Genomic DNA, 16724 nt, shown 5'->3' with positions numbered 1-16724 from the left:
ATTATCTTTGCACCCACTTTTGTGACGAAAAGGTTTGAAGAGTAAACAACTAAAAATTAATTACTTCCGTATTTTTCAATTCACATTTATTCAGACCGTTGGAAGAGAAGGAATACAAATTTTATTAGAAAATGTCAAAAGAGACAAATTCAGCAGAGGTTTTATTAAACCAAAACGTAGCACCGGAACAATTTGACTGGGATTCTTTCGAATCAGGTCTTGATGCAGATGCGAGAAAAGAAAAAAGCGATCTTGAAGAAATCTACAACGGATCTTTAAACAACCTTGACGATAATGACGTATTGGTTGGAAAAGTAGTAAGATTAACTGACAAAGAAGCGATCGTAGACATCAACTTCAAATCCGAAGGTGTTATTTCTCTTAACGAATTCCGTTACAACCAAGGTCTTAAAGTAGGAGACGAGGTAGAAGTAATGGTTGACCGAAGAGAAGACAAAACTGGTCAGTTACAGTTATCGCACAGAAAAGCAAGAACGCTTAAAGCTTGGGATAAAGTAAACGAGCTTCACGAAACAGGTGAAATCGTAAACGGTTTTGTAAAATCAAGAACTAAAGGAGGTATGATCGTTGACGTACACGGAATCGAAGCATTCTTACCAGGTTCTCAGATCGACGTTAAGCCAATTAAAGATTATGATCAGTTCGTAGGTAAGACTATGGAGTTCAAAGTTGTGAAAATCAACCCTGAGTTCAAAAACGTAGTAGTATCTCACAAAGCATTGATCGAAGCAGATATCGAAGGTCAGAAAAAAGAAATCATCGCTCAGCTTGAAAAAGGACAGGTTCTTGAAGGTACTGTTAAGAATATTACTTCTTACGGGGTATTCATCGACCTTGGAGGTGTTGATGGATTGATCCACATTACAGACCTTTCTTGGTCTAGAGTGAACCACCCATCTGAAATCCTTGAGGACGGACAGACTGTAAAAGTGGTTATCCTTGACTTTGATGATGAGAAAACAAGAATCCAATTGGGTATGAAGCAATTAGAAGCTCATCCTTGGGATGCTCTTTCTGCTGACTTAAAAGTTGGAGATAAAGTAAAAGGAAAAGTAGTGGTTCTTGCTGACTACGGTGCATTTGTAGAAATCGCTCCAGGTGTAGAAGGATTGATCCACGTTTCTGAAATGTCTTGGTCTACTCACTTAAGATCTGCTGGTGACTTCGTGAAAGTAGGTGACGAAGTTGAAGCTGAAGTATTAACTTTAGATAGAGAAGATAGAAAAATTTCTTTAGGTATCAAGCAATTAAGCAAAGATCCATGGGAAAATATCGAAGCTAAGTATCCGGTAGGATCTAAGCATGTAGGAACCGTAAGAAACTTCACTAACTTTGGTGTATTCGTAGAGTTAGAAGAAGGAATCGACGGTTTAATCTACATCTCTGATCTTTCTTGGACTAAGAAAATCAAGCACCCATCAGAATTCTGTGCAGTGGGTGATAAACTAGATGTTGTTGTTCTTGAACTTGACATCCAGGCTAGAAGATTATCTTTAGGTCACAAGCAATTGACTGACAACCCTTGGGATGCATTTGAAACTAAATATGCTGAAGGAACAATCCACGCCGGTAAAGCGGTAGAAGTACACGATAAAGGTGCTTCTGTACAGTTTGAGGATGCTGAGGTTGAAGCTTTCTGCCCATCAAGATTATTAGAGAAGGAAGACGGATCTAAAATCAAGAAAGGGGAAGAAGCTGATTTCAAAGTAATTGAATTCAACAAAGAATTCAAGAGAGTAGTAGTTTCTCATACAGGAATCTTCAGAGATGAAGAGAAGAAAAACATGAGAGAATCTTCTAACAACAGATCTAACAACAATAATATGTCGTCTTCAAACAATGAAGAAAGATCAACTCTTGGAGATATCGATGCATTAGCAGAATTAAAAAGAAAAATGGAAGAAGGTAAATAATCTTTAACTCCATTTTTGAAATATGAGCCACTCAATCGAGTGGCTTTTTTTATTAATTTAACAAAAAATAAATCACTTGCTTAAGAATAATTATTATCTTTAGCCTAACCTAAATACTAAAACCTTTTAACTATGAAAAAAATCTTTCTACTGATGGTTATGGCATTTTTAACGTCTGTGAATGTTCTCAATGCCCAAACCCCTACCGATTTTATCATTTGTATCGACAACAGTGGCTCTATCAGCGCCCAGCGGTATAATGAAATAAGTGTAAGTGCCAAGAAACTGATAGAAAGCATCCTGGCATGTAATCCTAAAAACAGAGTTGCAGTAACACATTATGGGACAGGGTTGTATGGACAGTCCAATGCAACTTATAATCCAAGGATTTACATAGAATCCGATTTCACGAATAATCTCGTGACAGCTCAGAATTTTACCAGAAGATTAGATGTGGGCGACCATTTTCACGAAGCTTTGGGACTTATCGGAATGGCTTTGGACAGCAACTTCAGTGCGGATATTGTAAGTCCACAAACGACATTGAACAAAAACCCTGATGCCAATTTGGCCGTTATTCTTTTTACGGATGGCCAAAGATCAGCTGGAGATTTGGTGAGCGGATCTTATCTGGTTAATTATTATGACCCTACTCTGGCAGATCCCGGAGCATTTAAAAATGTATCAGTCTTTAAAAAAGAAAGAAAAGCAAGATTTGCAGTTGTGCATATAAGCCCTGACAGCTACTCTACGGAAGCCGCAGCTTCTATTGCAAGTGCGGGAGGTTCTTACACAGGAGCTGTCGAAAGCAATACCGACGATATTGATTTTGGTATTTTGCCAAGGCTCTATTTCGGGAAATCAGATTTTTTACTGGATACCAATGAAATTCTTGAAATTACGAAGAATGTTTGTGATAACTCAGGTGGAGGTTCCCTGGAAATGTTCTACGAGCCTAATGGCTGTGGTGGACTGGACTCGGTGCAATCAGTCTTTGGAAGCTACAATCTTCCTCTGGGAGCAAATTTCATAAGCCTGAAACTTTTTATCGTAAGCCTTACTACCGGAGATATGTATCCTGTGTCATATAGCCCTACTTATCCATCGCCGACACAATTCTGGCAGTGGATGTATCCTGCTGATTTCAGCAGTGTTCCGGCAAGCGCTATGGTAGGAAAGTTTAAGTTCCTTCTGATGCTGACTTACGAGGTTGGTCCAACCACTTACCATACCTCAAGCTGGAATAACTATAATTTCATTGGTTACGATATTAATTTTGACAGTTGTAGTAAAGTTGCTCCTCAGCAAACACCTAAGTATAAAAAAGAGTATAGAGTTGACAAAAATGCAGATCCGAATAATTTCAAGAAAAACCTTATCGCTGAATCTGCTCCGCAATTCAAAATCACACCAAATCCCACAAACGGTATTTTTAAGGTGATCCTGAATAAAGATCTTGAAAACGGATCCATGCAAATTACCGATCTGCTTGGGAATGTAGTTTACAACAAAACGCATACGAATTCAAAAGAAATCAATGTGGATATCAGTGCTCAGAAAGAAGGGATTTATTTGATCAAGATCGTTTCTGACAAGAATAAAATCTTTACTGAAAAGATCATCAAAAGGTAATTAATAAAAGAAAATTTATATTTCACAGCCCCGGTAGCTTATGGTTTCCGGGGTTTTTCTTTTACTTCATGAAACAGTTTTTAAGCGGCTTTTCCAGGGCCGGAAAAATCTAAAAATGTGATTATGAATTTAAATTATGAGATCAAAATCTTCAGGATTTATGATGATATTTTTCAAGCCGAAAGTCTTTTAATAAATTTATAATTGTTATGCTTTTTTAATTAAATAGAAAAATGGAATTATTTTTAAATAATTTGATGTAAATTATTATATAGATGGGAATTATTTGTAGATTTGCGACTTTATTAATCAATATGAAAAAAGTAGCTCTACCCCTTCTGTTTGCGGTCTCTACTATCTTTCCTTCCATATTGTCTGCACAAGATAATGAAAGACTGATAAAAGACTATATTTCTCAAAATAAGCTCCGTGACTATAAAAAGTCTGATCTTAACAACTTCGTTATTGATAATGTTGATGCTTCAAAATCAATGAACGGAAATGTTGTCAAGTTTCAGCAGGTCTACCACGGACTTCCGGTGTATAACTCTGTTGGAACCGCTTTAATTAAAGACAATAAAATTGTGTATTACACAGATAATTTTATTAAAGATTACAACAGTTCCGCTTCTGTAACCGCTGCCATTACTAAAGGTGTAGCATTACAGAAAATTGCAGCTGATCTCGGGAAGCCTGAGATTTCAGATTTGCCTGTAATGGCTTTTTTTGAAAAAGGGCCTGAAAAAATGACCGCTGCAAAACAGCGCCTTGTATACACCCGAGAAAAAACAGGAGATTTGAAACTTGCTTATGAATATTTATTACATGAGCCTAAAACAAGCAATCACTGGAGCTATCTTATTGATGCGAATACCGGAAGTATTCTGAAAAAATCAAACATTACCTTGTCGTGTGATTTTTCAGAAGGAGCATTCTCGCACAGTGAGAACCACATCGCCGTGTTGCCTGAAAATATAAGCTCGTTCCAAACCAATCAAAATAATTTCGTCATGCTGGCTCCCGATAATGCCAGTTACAATGTTTTTGCACTTCCTATCGAAGCTCCGACATTCGGATCACGGTCTATCGTGAACAATCCATGGATACTGGCTTCTTCCCCTGAAGGATGGCATTCAAACGGAACGACCCATTACACCATTACCAGAGGGAACAATGTGTACGCTTATGATGATAAGGATGATAATGAATATACCTTTGGAACTTCACCCAATGGTGGAAGTACAAGAAACTTCGACTTTCCTTATAATCCGGCGGCTTTAACATATACCAATTTGTCGGCAGCTACCACCAACCTTTTTTATATCAGTAACATGGTTCATGATATATTTTATAAATTAGGATTTACCGAATCTGCAAAAAACTTTCAGAACAATAATTTCGGAAACGGAGGATTGGATGACGATGAAGTTTTTGCGCAGTCACAGGACGGAGGCGGCTTCAATAATGCCAATTTTGCACCGTATCCCGATAACTACAATCCGGTGATGCAGATGTACCTTTGGTTAGGTTCAAACCGCAAAGTATTCTATAAAGCGCCTTCTGATGCAATTGGAAGAATCGTCAATGCCGGCGTGGCAGAGTTTGGCCCGACACTTAACGATGTAGGAGTAACCGGGAATGTGAAACTTGCCAGTGTAATCAATGCCTGTTCATCTTTACCAGCCGGAGAACTGGCAGGGAAAATAGGTCTGGTTGAAAGAGGTGGCCCGTCAACATGTACCTTTGCAGTTAAAGTGAAAAATGCTCAGAATGCAGGAGCAGTGGGCGTGATCATTTATAACAATTCTACGAATGGTTCAACCCTAATTAATATGGGGGGTACCAACAATACGATTACTATTCCGTCTGTACTCATTACAAATGCTGAAGGGGAGTACATTAAAGGCAAGCTCGCTGCAAATACGGTAGTAGATTTAGATTTGAGAGCAGATACTAAATATGACGGAAGTTTTGATAACGGTATTGTAGCTCACGAGTATGGACATGGTATTTCGAACAGACTAACGGGCACCGGATCAGGCTGTCTTGATACCAGTATCACGAAGGAACAGATGGGTGAAGGATGGTCTGACTTTTTTGCTCTAATGCTCACCAATAAACCAGGGGATAATGCTTCTGTACCGAGAGGTATAGGAACGTATGCTGTAGGGCAAACCATTTCAGGGACAGGACTAAGACCGAAAAGATATTCTCCTGATTTATCAGTTAATGAATTCACATATAATGATACCAACGGATTGGAATATGATAATGGTTTTGAAATGGTTCCATACGTTCATGACATAGGTTTTATATGGGCAACCATGCTGTGGGATCTTCACTGGCAGTATGTCGCAAAATATGGTTACTCTTCAGATGTAACGGCAAACGCGACCAATGGCAGCACAAGAGTCTTACAGCTTATCACAAACGCTTTGAAACTCCAGCCTTGTTATCCTACATTCATTGATGGAAGGGATGCGATACTGGCAGCAGATCAGGCGGCTACACAAGGCGCAGACCGTTGTATGATATGGAGAACTTTTGCGAGAAGAGGTCTGGGAATCAATGCTTCTGCAGGAGCTTCTGATGATATCAATGATCAGCAAGCCAATTTTGATGTACCAGCCGATTGCGTATTGGCGACGGATGAAGTGCAAACCGTGAAAAATACATTCTCTATTTATCCTAACCCGGCCAAAAATGAATTCTTCATCAATTTCCCTGCTAAAATAATGGGGAAAGTAAGTGTTGAAGTTTATGATATGTCCGGCAAATTAATATTATCTGAAGATAAAATTTCTCCGGATGCAAAAAAATCAATTTCTACCGACAGATTGATCAATGGAACCTACCTCGTAAAAGTGCAGGGAATTGGAATCAATGCTTCATCAAAATTAATTGTTAAAAAATAAAATCAGCATATCTTAAAATAAGGTTCCGGCGCAAGCTTTGCTTGCGCCGGAATTTTTTTATCTATAATCGACATATCAATTTCTCTAACGAAATAACCGTAACTTTGCAGGCTTTTAAAAATGAATTATGCAGAAGAAAAATGTACTAAAGGGAGTATTGTTTGTAGGAATCGGAGCAAGCATTTACGGCATGCTGGCTACCTTTGTAAAACTCGCCTATGAAGAAGGTTATACTACCTCGGAAGTCACTACCTCGCAATTCGTATTAGGTTTAGTGGGCTTATTGATATTAAATTTTATCCAAACCATAACTTCCAAAAAACCACTTCCGTCACCAAGCTCTCGGGAAATACGAAATCTAATGCTGGCAGGAACATCTCTGGGATGTACAAGTTTATTTTACTATATAGCGGTTCAGTATATCAATGTTTCTATCGCCATTGTTTTGCTGATGCAGTCCGTTTGGTTCAGTGTGGTGGTTGAAAGCTTTATCACCAAAAAGCTTCCCAATGCAAGAAAAATCGTTTCAGTCGTAATTGTTTTATTGGGAACGGTCTTCGCCACCAACCTTATCAATGCGGAAATTAAGATTGATCTCAAAGGAATTTTCTGGGGGCTGATGGCTGGAGCCTCGTATACATTAACGATGTTTTCGTCAAATAAAATCGCTACGCATCTTCCGGTTTTCAGGAAAAGTATGATCATGCTTACCGGCGGTTCGGTGGTCATTTTTTTATTCCTGATCTTTGCCCAATTGGGGCCGCTTCATTCGGAAAATTTAAAAACTTTTTACCTCAATTTCACAGAGAATACGGATCATATACATACCTTCAGATATTCAATATTATGGAAGTATGGCTTTGTTCTGGCTTTATTTGGGACCATTATTCCGCCGATTTTATTTAATATAGGTTTTCCCAATGCCGGGCTTGGGCTTGGAAGTATTGTTTCATCCCTTGAGTTGCCGGTTTCCGTGACAATGGCTTTCGTATTGTTGGGCGAAAAAGTAGTATTCATTCAATGGGTAGGCATTGCTTTAATTCTTTTTGCAATTGTCTTAATGAACCTTCCCCCTAAAAAAGAACTTGCGGTGGTGTAATATTTGAAGAAACTTACCCTGAAATAACAATAAAACTGTTTCTTTAATTCAATTAAAATAAATCTTATGAAGTATTTTAAAAATATGATCTGCCTAATAGTATTGGCTCTATCGGGGATGCTTTCTGCACAGATAAAACCTCTTGACGCTGAGCTTACCAATTATGAATATCCTTTTGAAGTACAGTTTCTGGAATTCAGATCTCAAAATAACGACCTGAAAATGGCGTATATGGATGTACAGCCGAAACAGCCAAACGGAAAAACCATTACATTGCTCCATGGGAAGAATTTTAACGGAGCATATTGGGAAAAAACGGCAAAAGATCTTTCAGATAAAGGTTTCAGAGTCATAATTCCTGATCAGATCGGATTCGGAAAATCTTCAAAACCCCAAAATTACCAGTTTTCATTTTCACAGCTTGCGGAAAACACGAAGGCAATTCTTAACAAACTCAATATCGATAAAACGATAGTCCTGGGACATTCGATGGGAGGGATGGTAGCCACCAGATTTACCCTTTTATATCCGGAAAGAGTACAGAAATTAATCCTCGAAAACCCGATCGGGTTGGAAGATTATAAAACCTTTGCCGCCTATCAGAACATCGATCAGGCTTATCAGTCGGAATTAAAAAATACCGCAGAGTCTTATAAGAATTACCAGCTTAAATTCTACTACGACAACAAATGGAAACCGGAATATCAGCTGTGGCTTGATCTGATCGCAGGTTGGACGCTTCATGAAGATTATCCGAAAGTGGCCTGGGATGCTGCGCTTACTTCTGATATGATTTATAATCAGCCGGTATGCTATGAATTTAAAAATATTAAAGTTCCGACCCTTTTAATCATCGGAACAAGAGACAGAACGGCCATCGGAAAAGACAGGGCTCCCAAAGAACTCCAGCCGAAAATGGGACAATATCAGTTACTGGGCAAAAAGACACGACAGGAGATTAAAGGTTCTCAGCTTGTGGAGCTGGAAAATGTAGGACATATTCCGCACATAGAGGTCTACGATAAATTCTGGAGTGCTTTATATGGTTTTATTAAATAAATCATTAAAAAAACTACGGCTGCCAATTCTTGGCAGCCGTAGTTTTTTTAATTTTAACGAAGATCAGGAAATAAGTTCCATAATCTGTAAAGCAATCTTGAGCGCTTCTGTTCCATCGGCTATTGAAACTTCCACGTTTTTATTTTCGGTAATGGAATCCGCGAAAGAGTTCAGCTCGTCCAAGATCGCATTATTGGGTTGAATATCCGGATACTCGAATAGAATCTGGTTTTTCTCACCTTCAGCATTCTCGATGATCATATCGAATGGAGTCGGGTTTTCAGGAGCGTCTTTCATACGGATAACTTCCGCTTTTTTCTCCAGAAAATCAACGGAAATGTAAGCGTCTTTCTGGAAAAAACGGCTTTTTCTCATCGCTTTCATAGAGATCCTGGAAGTCGTAAGGTTGGCAACACAGCCATTTTCAAATTCAATTCTTGCATTGGCAATATCGGGGGTTTTACTTACCACGCAGACACCGCTCGCATGGATGTTTTTAACCTTTGATTTGGCGATACTTAGCAGAATATCAAGATCATGGATCATCAGATCCAGAACCACGGATACATCGGTGCCACGGGGATTAAACTCCGCCAGCCGGTGAATTTCGATGAACATCGGGTTTTTAATGTATTCCTTGGTCGCAATGAAAGCGGGATTGTATCTTTCAACATGACCTACCTGCGCTTTGATACCTTTTTCAAGACACCTTTTCAGAATGTCTTCAGCCTGTTCAAGAGTTTGGGTGACCGGTTTTTCAATGAAAAAATGAAGCCCTTTATCAATTGCTTTTAAGGCATAATCGTAGTGGTAAACCGTCGGCGTTACAATATCGAGCATATCGATCCGGTCAAGCAGCTCATCAAAGTTTTCAAAATATTTATATCCGAATTCCGCTTCCAGTTTTTTTCCGTTTTCAATGTCTTTATCATGAAATCCTACAAACTCATATTTCTCCGATTGGTTGAGAAGTCTTAAATGTATTTTTCCCAAATGTCCGGCACCTACCAAACCTGCTTTTAACATAGCTGTATTAAATTTTCGTAAAGATAAGAATTTTAAAGAATGATCGAGAGATGATAGGTTTTAGGTTGATAAATCGTGAATGTTTTTTTACTTTTGTAAAAAATTACTACCTGAAATTTAAACTGATTTTAAATGGCGCAAGACTCATTTGTACACAAAGGGAAAAGAAAGATTTTGGTGGAATATCTCAGGAACAGAATCGGAATATCGGACGAGCTTGTACTTTCGGCGATGAACGAAGTTCCGAGGCATCTTTTTATAGAAAGTATTTTTGAGGATTTTGCTTACGAAGACAGAGCTTTCCCTATTTTGGCCCATCAAACCATTTCCCATCCTTCCACGGTGGCCGAGCAGTCTGAGCTTCTTCAGGTGAAAGAAGGCGAAAAAGTACTGGAAATAGGTACCGGATGCGGCTATCAGACGGCTGTTCTTCTGGCCATGAAAACGTTGGTATATACGGTGGAAAGGCAGAAAGATCTTTTCGATTTTTCTAAGAAAAAATTCCGTGAAATGGGACTTTATCCTAAATTTCAAAGTTTTGGTGACGGTTTTGCGGGGCTTCCCACTTTTGCTCCTTTTGATAAAATTATCGTTACCTGTGGGGCTTCCGTTTTGCCTACAGAATTGCTTAAACAGCTTAAAGTCGGCGGGAAAATGGTAATTCCGCTGGGACCTTCCGACGAACAGGTCTTGTACAGGTTCACAAAAGTATCTCAGACCGAATTTGAAAAAGAAGAGTTCGGAGCCTACAAGTTCGTCCCGATGCTTGGAAATACAAATTTATGACTTAAAATTTACAGCGAATTATGGAACGCCTCATGGATTTATCCTGAGGCGTATCTTTTGGTGGTTTGCTTTTTGATGAATGATCAGCATCTTAAAATTTCAAATAATTAACAATGAAGGTATTTATCAATAAAAGAATTCCGGAAAACGGAATCAATATGCTGAAGGAAGCCGGTCTTGAAGTTTTTATCCCGGATCACGAAAATTTGTCCCGTGAAGAATGGATCGGATACTGCCAGAGCCACGACATGATATTGAGTGTGGGAGCAGAATTTAAATTTGACAAGGATTTCTTTAATGAATGTCCTGATATAAAAGCAATTGCCCTATATTCCGTAGGTTTTGATCATGTAGACATCCGTGAAGCCACCAACCGGAAAATACCGGTCGGAAATACGCCTGATGTTTTGAGCAAGGCTACTTCAGATGTCGCTTTTCTTCTCATGCAGTCAGTAGCGAGAAGAGCCAGCTATAATTTTGACAAAGTAAAATCAGGAAATTGGGGCGATTTTGATCCGCTTCATGCTTTGGGCCAGGAACTCTATGGGAAAACATTAGGAATTTTCGGACTGGGCAGAATAGGTTTTGAAATGGCAAAAAAATCCAAGGCCGCTTTTGATATGGAAATCATTTACCACAACCGCCACCGGAATGAAGAAGCAGAGAATGAGCTGGGAGCCAGATATGTATCTTTTGATGAATTGGTTTCCGGATCTGATGTGTTAAGCGTTCATGCCAATTTTAAGCCCGAACAGAAAGAGCTGTTTAATGCTTCTGTATTCGAAAAAATGAGAGAGAATGCCATATTTATAAATACCGCACGGGGAGGTTTTCATCATCAGAAAGACCTTTATGATGCGCTGGTTGAACATAAAATCTGGGGAGCCGGTCTGGATGTCACCAACCCTGAACCCATGTATAAAGATGATCCTATGTTAGAACTTTCAAATGTCTGTGTTCTTCCCCATATCGGTTCCGCAACGGTAGAATCCAGAAACGGAATGGCAAAAATGGCTGCCGGAAACCTGATCGCTGTATCGAAAGGAGAAAAGATGCCTGCCTGTGTTAATCCTGAAATATATTCTTCAAATCTTTAATATCTTGGAATTATTTTTGTTTAAAGTAAAATAACACTAAATAATATTAATATGATACCCGAAAACAGCGAACAGGAACAGGAAAGAAGACTGGAGCAAAGAGATTATAAGCCCAGTGAAGATATATTCAGCCAGGAAGAGCATGTCTCATTAGACGGAGACGGAAAGCCTGTCTTTAATGAGAATACGGATGATGATACTTTAGACAAAGGACTTGATATTCCCGGCGTTGATGAAGAAGCGGGAAGCGATGATATAGGCGAAGATGAAGAAAACAGCTACTGGGGACTGAGTGACAATGATGATGATCACGAAGAACAAAATGATGATTTAATACGATAACTTTCGGCCTTACCTTAGCGGTAAGGTTTTTTTCTTCATACTACCATAAGATGTTTCTACTACCTGACAAACTCTGCGGCAATTTTTACCGCAGAGTTTTTATCAAAAGAATATAGCAGAACTATCATATCCCGAAAGCCAATAATCGCTAAATTCAATTAATATCATTATTTTAGCGAAAACTAATTTAAACTTAATTATGACGAAAATTTATTCCCGGATATTTCTGTTTTTTATGTTCTTTTTATCTCTCAATCTTCTGTATGCACAGGATAAATATGTAATGGATCCTAATTTCAATGCTGCTTTTCAGAGTAATACGCATTTCATTGACGGAAAACAAATTACTGCTACTGTCGCACAGCCGGACGGCAAAGTAATTGTCGTTTATGATACTTATGAATACATTATTTCTGGTACTGCACAGGTTGTTTCAAAAGTTGTGAGAATCAATGCGGACTATACGCTTGATACTTCATATAATGCCGGAGAATTCGACGGAACGATCAGCAGCATTGCCTTGCAGAACGATGGGAAAATAATACTCGTTGGAACCTTTAAAAAATACAATACAGACAATTCTTACAACATCATAAGGCTGAATTCCGACGGTACCCGAGATACAGGTTTTGCAGTGGGATCAGGATTTAATTATTATCAGTATGCGGATCCTAAGACACCACGGAAAATAAGAATTCAGTCCGATAACAAGATCCTTATTGCCGGAAATTTCTGGTCCTACAACGGAATTACCAAAAAATATATAATCAGGCTAAATACGGATGGATCTATAGACAATACCTTTACCTTTGATAGTAATTATTATGACAGTGAAGTAAAAGACTTTGATCTGCAGCCGGATGGTAAAATTGTAGCGATGTATTCAGCCAAAGTAGCGAGATTCAATACGGATGGATCTGTAGATAGCAGTTTTTCTACAATTGGAGGAGGATCTTCGACAGAATTGAGTGGGCAACTCTATTGTATTGCGGTAAGAAACGATGGTAAAATATATCTGGGTGGAAGGTTCGTTATTTCACTAAACAGACAATATATTGCTAGGTTAAACGCTGACGGAACCCTCGACAGTACCTTTATTCCGAAGAAATTTTTCAACCAGTACTGGGAAAATGAAGACCGCTACGGAATTTTCTCATTTCTTATCCAGCCGGACGGAAAAGTGCTTGCCGGCGGAACTTTCAAAAAATATGGGGCTGATCAGGCGGCCGGAATTTTACGTCTGAACGAAGATGCCACACTTGATACCACTTTCCAAGGTGAAGTAACACCGATGATCAATGGATATTCTGATCAGGATGTCATCAGTAATCTGAGTTATTATACCGACGGAAGTATTTTGGCATCAGGAAATATCAGGATGTTTAATGAGATTGCCGTTAATAATATGGTAAGATTTTCTTCCAACGGAACTATTAATATGGCTTTCCGTAATGTCTGTAAAGGATTTGACAGAGCCGTTCATAAGATCTTTGTACAGCCTGACGGGAAGATCATTGCAACAGGATATTTCTTTTCTTATAATGGATTTACCGGTGACCGCATCATCCGTCTCAATGCCGACGGAAGTGTAGACGAAACCTTTAAGGTAGATACTCATCTCTATATGCAGACGAGTAGTTTTCCGGTAGATATCCATTTTCAGCCGGATGGAAAGATTTTAATGGGTACGAACGGGGTGATATATACTTCAGGACTCGGTGCATTCGGAGGTGCTGTCATAAGGCTTAATAACAATGGCTCTCTCGATACCTCGTTTTTCAGCCTTACGGGCACTGATATAGGTTTAGAAGGATATATGGGTAACTTTATTCTGAAGGGAGACGGCAAGGTAGTGGTTCCTAATATGTACAGGTACAATTCTACGGTAAATCTAAATTACGAAATAACAACACTTGATACGGATGGCAATCTTGATAATAGCATCACCTATCAGAAGCCGTATTCGGAAATCAGGTCTTTAAAATTACTGCCGGACAGCAAAATCCTTCTTACTGGGAAAAATGCCAACAGTTCAAAAAGAACATTGGGAAGGCTTCTACCGAATGGAACGATTGATCCCGGTTTCTTTCAGGATTCGTCCCAGCTGGATATTATCGCATTCTATCCTACACCGGACGGTAAAATACTGACACTCGGGAACACAGCTACAGCACACAGGATTTCAAGATTCAATAATGACGGAACACTTGATGCTTCATTCATTCAGCCAACATACCCTATTCCCGGGAGTCCTCTGGAGCAACAGCCGCTCGAATTTGAGAATAATGGGAAATTCTTCACAACAGTCCTCAAAGCTTTCGATTCCAGGAATTTGGTACGACATAATGCCAACGGATCTTATGATACATATTTTGATATTGGATCCGGATTTAGCATGAGCCATACCAATTATTACGGAGATATTGTAGGCTCCATTAAGAAACATAATGACGGATTTCTGGTAGGTGGTGAATTCAGTGCTTTCGACGGACAGTATGCTAAAGGAATTACAAGACTTATTCCTCAGAACTCTCTTAATGTCACAGAGCCAAAGATCAGCAAAAAAAATCTGATCTATCCTAATCCTACCACAGGTATCATTAACATGAAAGGTGAAGGATACAGTCAATACGAAGTGACAGACCATTCGGGAAGAACAATCATATCATTAACTAAGATACAATCAGTAATTGATGTCTCACATCTTTCGACAGGTATTTATTATCTTCTTTTGAAAAACGGAAAAGAAACTTCAGTACAGAAATTTATTAAAAAGTAGAATTAAAGAATATGACATTCCAGGAACAGATACAGCAGGGTATTCCGGGCACGCTGCCGCAGCCGAAACCTTATGAAACGCAGATCAACCATGCGCCGAAGCGGAAGGAGATTTTAGGAGAGGAAGAAAAAAAACTGGCATTGAAGAATGCACTGCGTTATTTCGAACCTCAGTTTCATGCAGAGCTTTTGCCTGAATTCAGGGAAGAGCTTGAAAAATACGGAAGAATTTATATGTACCGTTTCCGTCCCGATTATGAGATGAAGGCAAGAGCGATTTCAGAATATCCGGGAAGATCCGAGCAGGCAAAGGCGATCATGCTGATGATCCAGAACAACCTGGATTATGCGGTGGCACAACATCCGCACGAACTGATTACCTATGGTGGAAACGGGGCGGTGTTCTCCAACTGGGCGCAGTATCTTTTAACCATGAAATATCTGTCGGAAATGACGGACGAACAGACGCTCGTGATGTATTCGGGGCACCCGATGGGATTATTCCCTTCGCATAAAGATGCGCCGAGAGTCGTAGTCACCAACGGAATGATGATCCCGAATTACTCCAAACCGGACGACTGGGAAAAATTCAATGCCTTAGGCGTAACACAGTACGGGCAGATGACGGCGGGAAGCTATATGTACATCGGTCCGCAGGGAATCGTACATGGAACGACAATCACGGTGCTGAATGCTTTTAGAAAGATCAACAAAGAACCCAAAGGCAGATTATTCGTCACTTCAGGATTGGGTGGAATGTCCGGTGCCCAGCCGAAAGCAGGAAATATTGCAGGCTGTGTAACGGTTTGTGCAGAAGTAAACCCGAAGATTACCAAGATCCGTCACGACCAGAAATGGGTGAATGAAATCCACGAAAACCTCGATGAACTCGTAGCCAGAGTGAAGAAGGCGCAGGAAAATAAAGAAACGGTTTCCCTGGCCTATTTAGGAAATATCGTTGAGGTCTGGGAAAAGTTTGATGAGGAGAATTTAAGAATTGATATCGGTTCGGACCAGACTTCTCTGCATAACCCGTGGGCTGGCGGCTATTATCCTGCCGGGCAAAGTTTTGAAGAATCCAATAAAATGATGGCTGAAGATCCTGAAATGTTTAAAAATAAAGTACAGGAAAGCTTAAGAAGACACGCCGAAGCCATCAATAAACATACTGTCATAGGAACCTACTTCTTCGACTACGGAAACGCATTTTTATTGGAAGCTTCCAGAGCCGGGGCCGATGTAATGGCCGATCACCCGACATTGGGAAGAGAATTCAAATTCCCTTCTTATGTGCAGGATATTATGGGACCGATGTGCTTCGATTACGGTTTCGGGCCGTTCCGTTGGGTTTGTGCCAGTGGAAAACCGGAGGATCTGCAGAAGACTGATGAAATTGCCTGTACGATATTGGAGGAAATCCAGCAGAACTCCCCTGAAGAAATCCGGCAGCAGATGAAAGACAATATCCAGTGGATTAAGGGCGCGCAGGAAAATAAGCTGGTGGTTGGTTCGCAGGCCAGAATCCTGTATGCTGATGCCGAAGGAAGGATGAAAATCGCCGAAGCCTTCAACAAAGCCATCAAAAACGGAAAGATCGGACCGGTAGTGTTGGGGAGAGATCACCACGATGTTTCAGGAACCGATTCGCCGTACCGCGAGACTTCCAATATTTATGACGGTTCCAGATTTACCGCAGACATGGCCATCCACAATGTGATCGGCGACAGTTTCCGCGGGGCAACCTGGGTGTCTATCCACAACGGAGGCGGAGTAGGCTGGGGTGAAGTAATTAACGGCGGCTTCGGAATGCTGCTCGACGGTAGCGATGATGCCGACCGAAGATTAAAATCCATGCTCTTCTGGGATGTCAATAACGGAATTTCCCGCAGGAGCTGGGCCCGGAATGAAGGCGCGGTTTTCGCCATCAAAAGAGCCATGGAAGCCGAACCGAAACTGAAAGTAACGCTGCCGAATTTCGTGGATGAAAGCCTGTTTTAATAAAATTCCACTCCCTCGGAAGGGTGGCAAAATTTGAAAAATTTTGACAGGGTGGTTT

At 40.0% G+C, this 16724-nt stretch carries 11 protein-coding genes; 10 read left to right on the top strand and 1 reads right to left on the bottom strand.

Annotation, left to right across the window (positions count from 1 at the left end; translation table 11 throughout):
* The first annotated feature begins 131 nt into the window (after nucleotides 1-131).
* The 5 genes from rpsA to AC0N32_RS12000 all read left to right on the top strand — a co-directional run bounded on the left by rpsA (nucleotide 132) and on the right by AC0N32_RS12000 (nucleotide 8639).
* Nucleotides 132-1934 (top strand): 30S ribosomal protein S1, encoded by a 1803-nt coding sequence (gene rpsA, locus AC0N32_RS12020; RefSeq protein WP_476394102.1) that lies wholly within the window; start codon nucleotides 132-134, stop codon nucleotides 1932-1934.
* Between the two features lie 132 nt (nucleotides 1935-2066).
* Nucleotides 2067-3566, top strand: coding sequence for a T9SS type A sorting domain-containing protein (locus AC0N32_RS12015; protein ID WP_476394101.1), 1500 nt, complete (start codon nucleotides 2067-2069; stop codon nucleotides 3564-3566).
* A 314-nt stretch (nucleotides 3567-3880) separates the two neighbouring features.
* Nucleotides 3881-6481 carry a T9SS-dependent M36 family metallopeptidase gene (locus AC0N32_RS12010; RefSeq protein ID WP_476394100.1) on the top strand — a complete coding sequence of 867 codons (2601 nt, stop codon included), beginning with the start codon at nucleotides 3881-3883 and terminating at the stop codon, nucleotides 6479-6481.
* Nucleotides 6482-6608: 127 nt separating this feature from the next.
* A complete protein-coding gene (locus AC0N32_RS12005) occupies nucleotides 6609-7580 on the top strand; it encodes an EamA family transporter (RefSeq protein WP_476394099.1) in 972 nt (323 codons plus the stop codon).
* A gap of 66 nt (nucleotides 7581-7646) precedes the next feature.
* The gene (locus AC0N32_RS12000) at nucleotides 7647-8639 is read left to right on the top strand and encodes an alpha/beta fold hydrolase (protein ID WP_476394098.1); all 993 of its coding nucleotides are present in this window, start codon (nucleotides 7647-7649) and stop codon (nucleotides 8637-8639) included.
* Between the two features lie 63 nt (nucleotides 8640-8702).
* Here the strand turns inward: AC0N32_RS12000 and AC0N32_RS11995 are convergent, their stop codons facing one another.
* Complete coding sequence (locus AC0N32_RS11995) at nucleotides 8703-9665, bottom strand: Gfo/Idh/MocA family protein (protein ID WP_476394097.1); 963 nt, start codon at nucleotides 9663-9665, stop codon at nucleotides 8703-8705.
* 132 nt (nucleotides 9666-9797) lie between these two features.
* On the opposite strand from AC0N32_RS11995, the gene AC0N32_RS11990 reads away from it, so the two are divergent.
* The 5 genes from AC0N32_RS11990 (at nucleotide 9798) to AC0N32_RS11970 (ending at nucleotide 16666) form a co-directional block, all read left to right on the top strand.
* A complete protein-coding gene (locus tag AC0N32_RS11990) occupies nucleotides 9798-10451 on the top strand; it encodes a protein-L-isoaspartate(D-aspartate) O-methyltransferase (RefSeq protein ID WP_476394096.1) in 654 nt (217 codons plus the stop codon).
* A 113-nt stretch (nucleotides 10452-10564) separates the two neighbouring features.
* Nucleotides 10565-11548 (top strand): 2-hydroxyacid dehydrogenase, encoded by a 984-nt coding sequence (locus AC0N32_RS11985; protein WP_476394095.1) that lies wholly within the window; start codon nucleotides 10565-10567, stop codon nucleotides 11546-11548.
* A 51-nt stretch (nucleotides 11549-11599) separates the two neighbouring features.
* Complete coding sequence (locus tag AC0N32_RS11980) at nucleotides 11600-11890, top strand: hypothetical protein (protein ID WP_476394094.1); 291 nt, start codon at nucleotides 11600-11602, stop codon at nucleotides 11888-11890.
* Nucleotides 11891-12089: 199 nt separating this feature from the next.
* The gene (locus tag AC0N32_RS11975) at nucleotides 12090-14669 is read left to right on the top strand and encodes a T9SS type A sorting domain-containing protein (RefSeq protein ID WP_476394093.1); all 2580 of its coding nucleotides are present in this window, start codon (nucleotides 12090-12092) and stop codon (nucleotides 14667-14669) included.
* Nucleotides 14670-14680: 11 nt separating this feature from the next.
* Nucleotides 14681-16666 (top strand): urocanate hydratase, encoded by a 1986-nt coding sequence (locus AC0N32_RS11970; protein ID WP_476394092.1) that lies wholly within the window; start codon nucleotides 14681-14683, stop codon nucleotides 16664-16666.
* The last annotated feature ends 58 nt before the right edge of the window (nucleotides 16667-16724 follow it).

The organism is Chryseobacterium endophyticum, assembly GCF_056333165.1.
This window is presented reverse-complemented; position numbering and strand designations above follow the sequence as displayed.

Bases quoted from the DNA above. Each gene is read 5' to 3' on its own strand.
- rpsA (WP_476394102.1), top strand. From the start codon at position 132: ATGTCAAAAGAGACAAATTCAGCAGAGGTTTTATTAAACCAAAACGTA.
- AC0N32_RS12015 (WP_476394101.1), top strand. From the start codon at position 2,067: ATGAAAAAAATCTTTCTACTGATGGTTATGGCATTTTTAACGTCTGTG.
- AC0N32_RS12010 (WP_476394100.1), top strand. From the start codon at position 3,881: ATGAAAAAAGTAGCTCTACCCCTTCTGTTTGCGGTCTCTACTATCTTT.
- AC0N32_RS12005 (WP_476394099.1), top strand. From the start codon at position 6,609: ATGCAGAAGAAAAATGTACTAAAGGGAGTATTGTTTGTAGGAATCGGA.
- AC0N32_RS12000 (WP_476394098.1), top strand. From the start codon at position 7,647: ATGAAGTATTTTAAAAATATGATCTGCCTAATAGTATTGGCTCTATCG.
- AC0N32_RS11995 (WP_476394097.1), bottom strand. From the start codon at position 9,665: ATGTTAAAAGCAGGTTTGGTAGGTGCCGGACATTTGGGAAAAATACAT.
- AC0N32_RS11990 (WP_476394096.1), top strand. From the start codon at position 9,798: ATGGCGCAAGACTCATTTGTACACAAAGGGAAAAGAAAGATTTTGGTG.
- AC0N32_RS11985 (WP_476394095.1), top strand. From the start codon at position 10,565: ATGAAGGTATTTATCAATAAAAGAATTCCGGAAAACGGAATCAATATG.
- AC0N32_RS11980 (WP_476394094.1), top strand. From the start codon at position 11,600: ATGATACCCGAAAACAGCGAACAGGAACAGGAAAGAAGACTGGAGCAA.
- AC0N32_RS11975 (WP_476394093.1), top strand. From the start codon at position 12,090: ATGACGAAAATTTATTCCCGGATATTTCTGTTTTTTATGTTCTTTTTA.
- AC0N32_RS11970 (WP_476394092.1), top strand. From the start codon at position 14,681: ATGACATTCCAGGAACAGATACAGCAGGGTATTCCGGGCACGCTGCCG.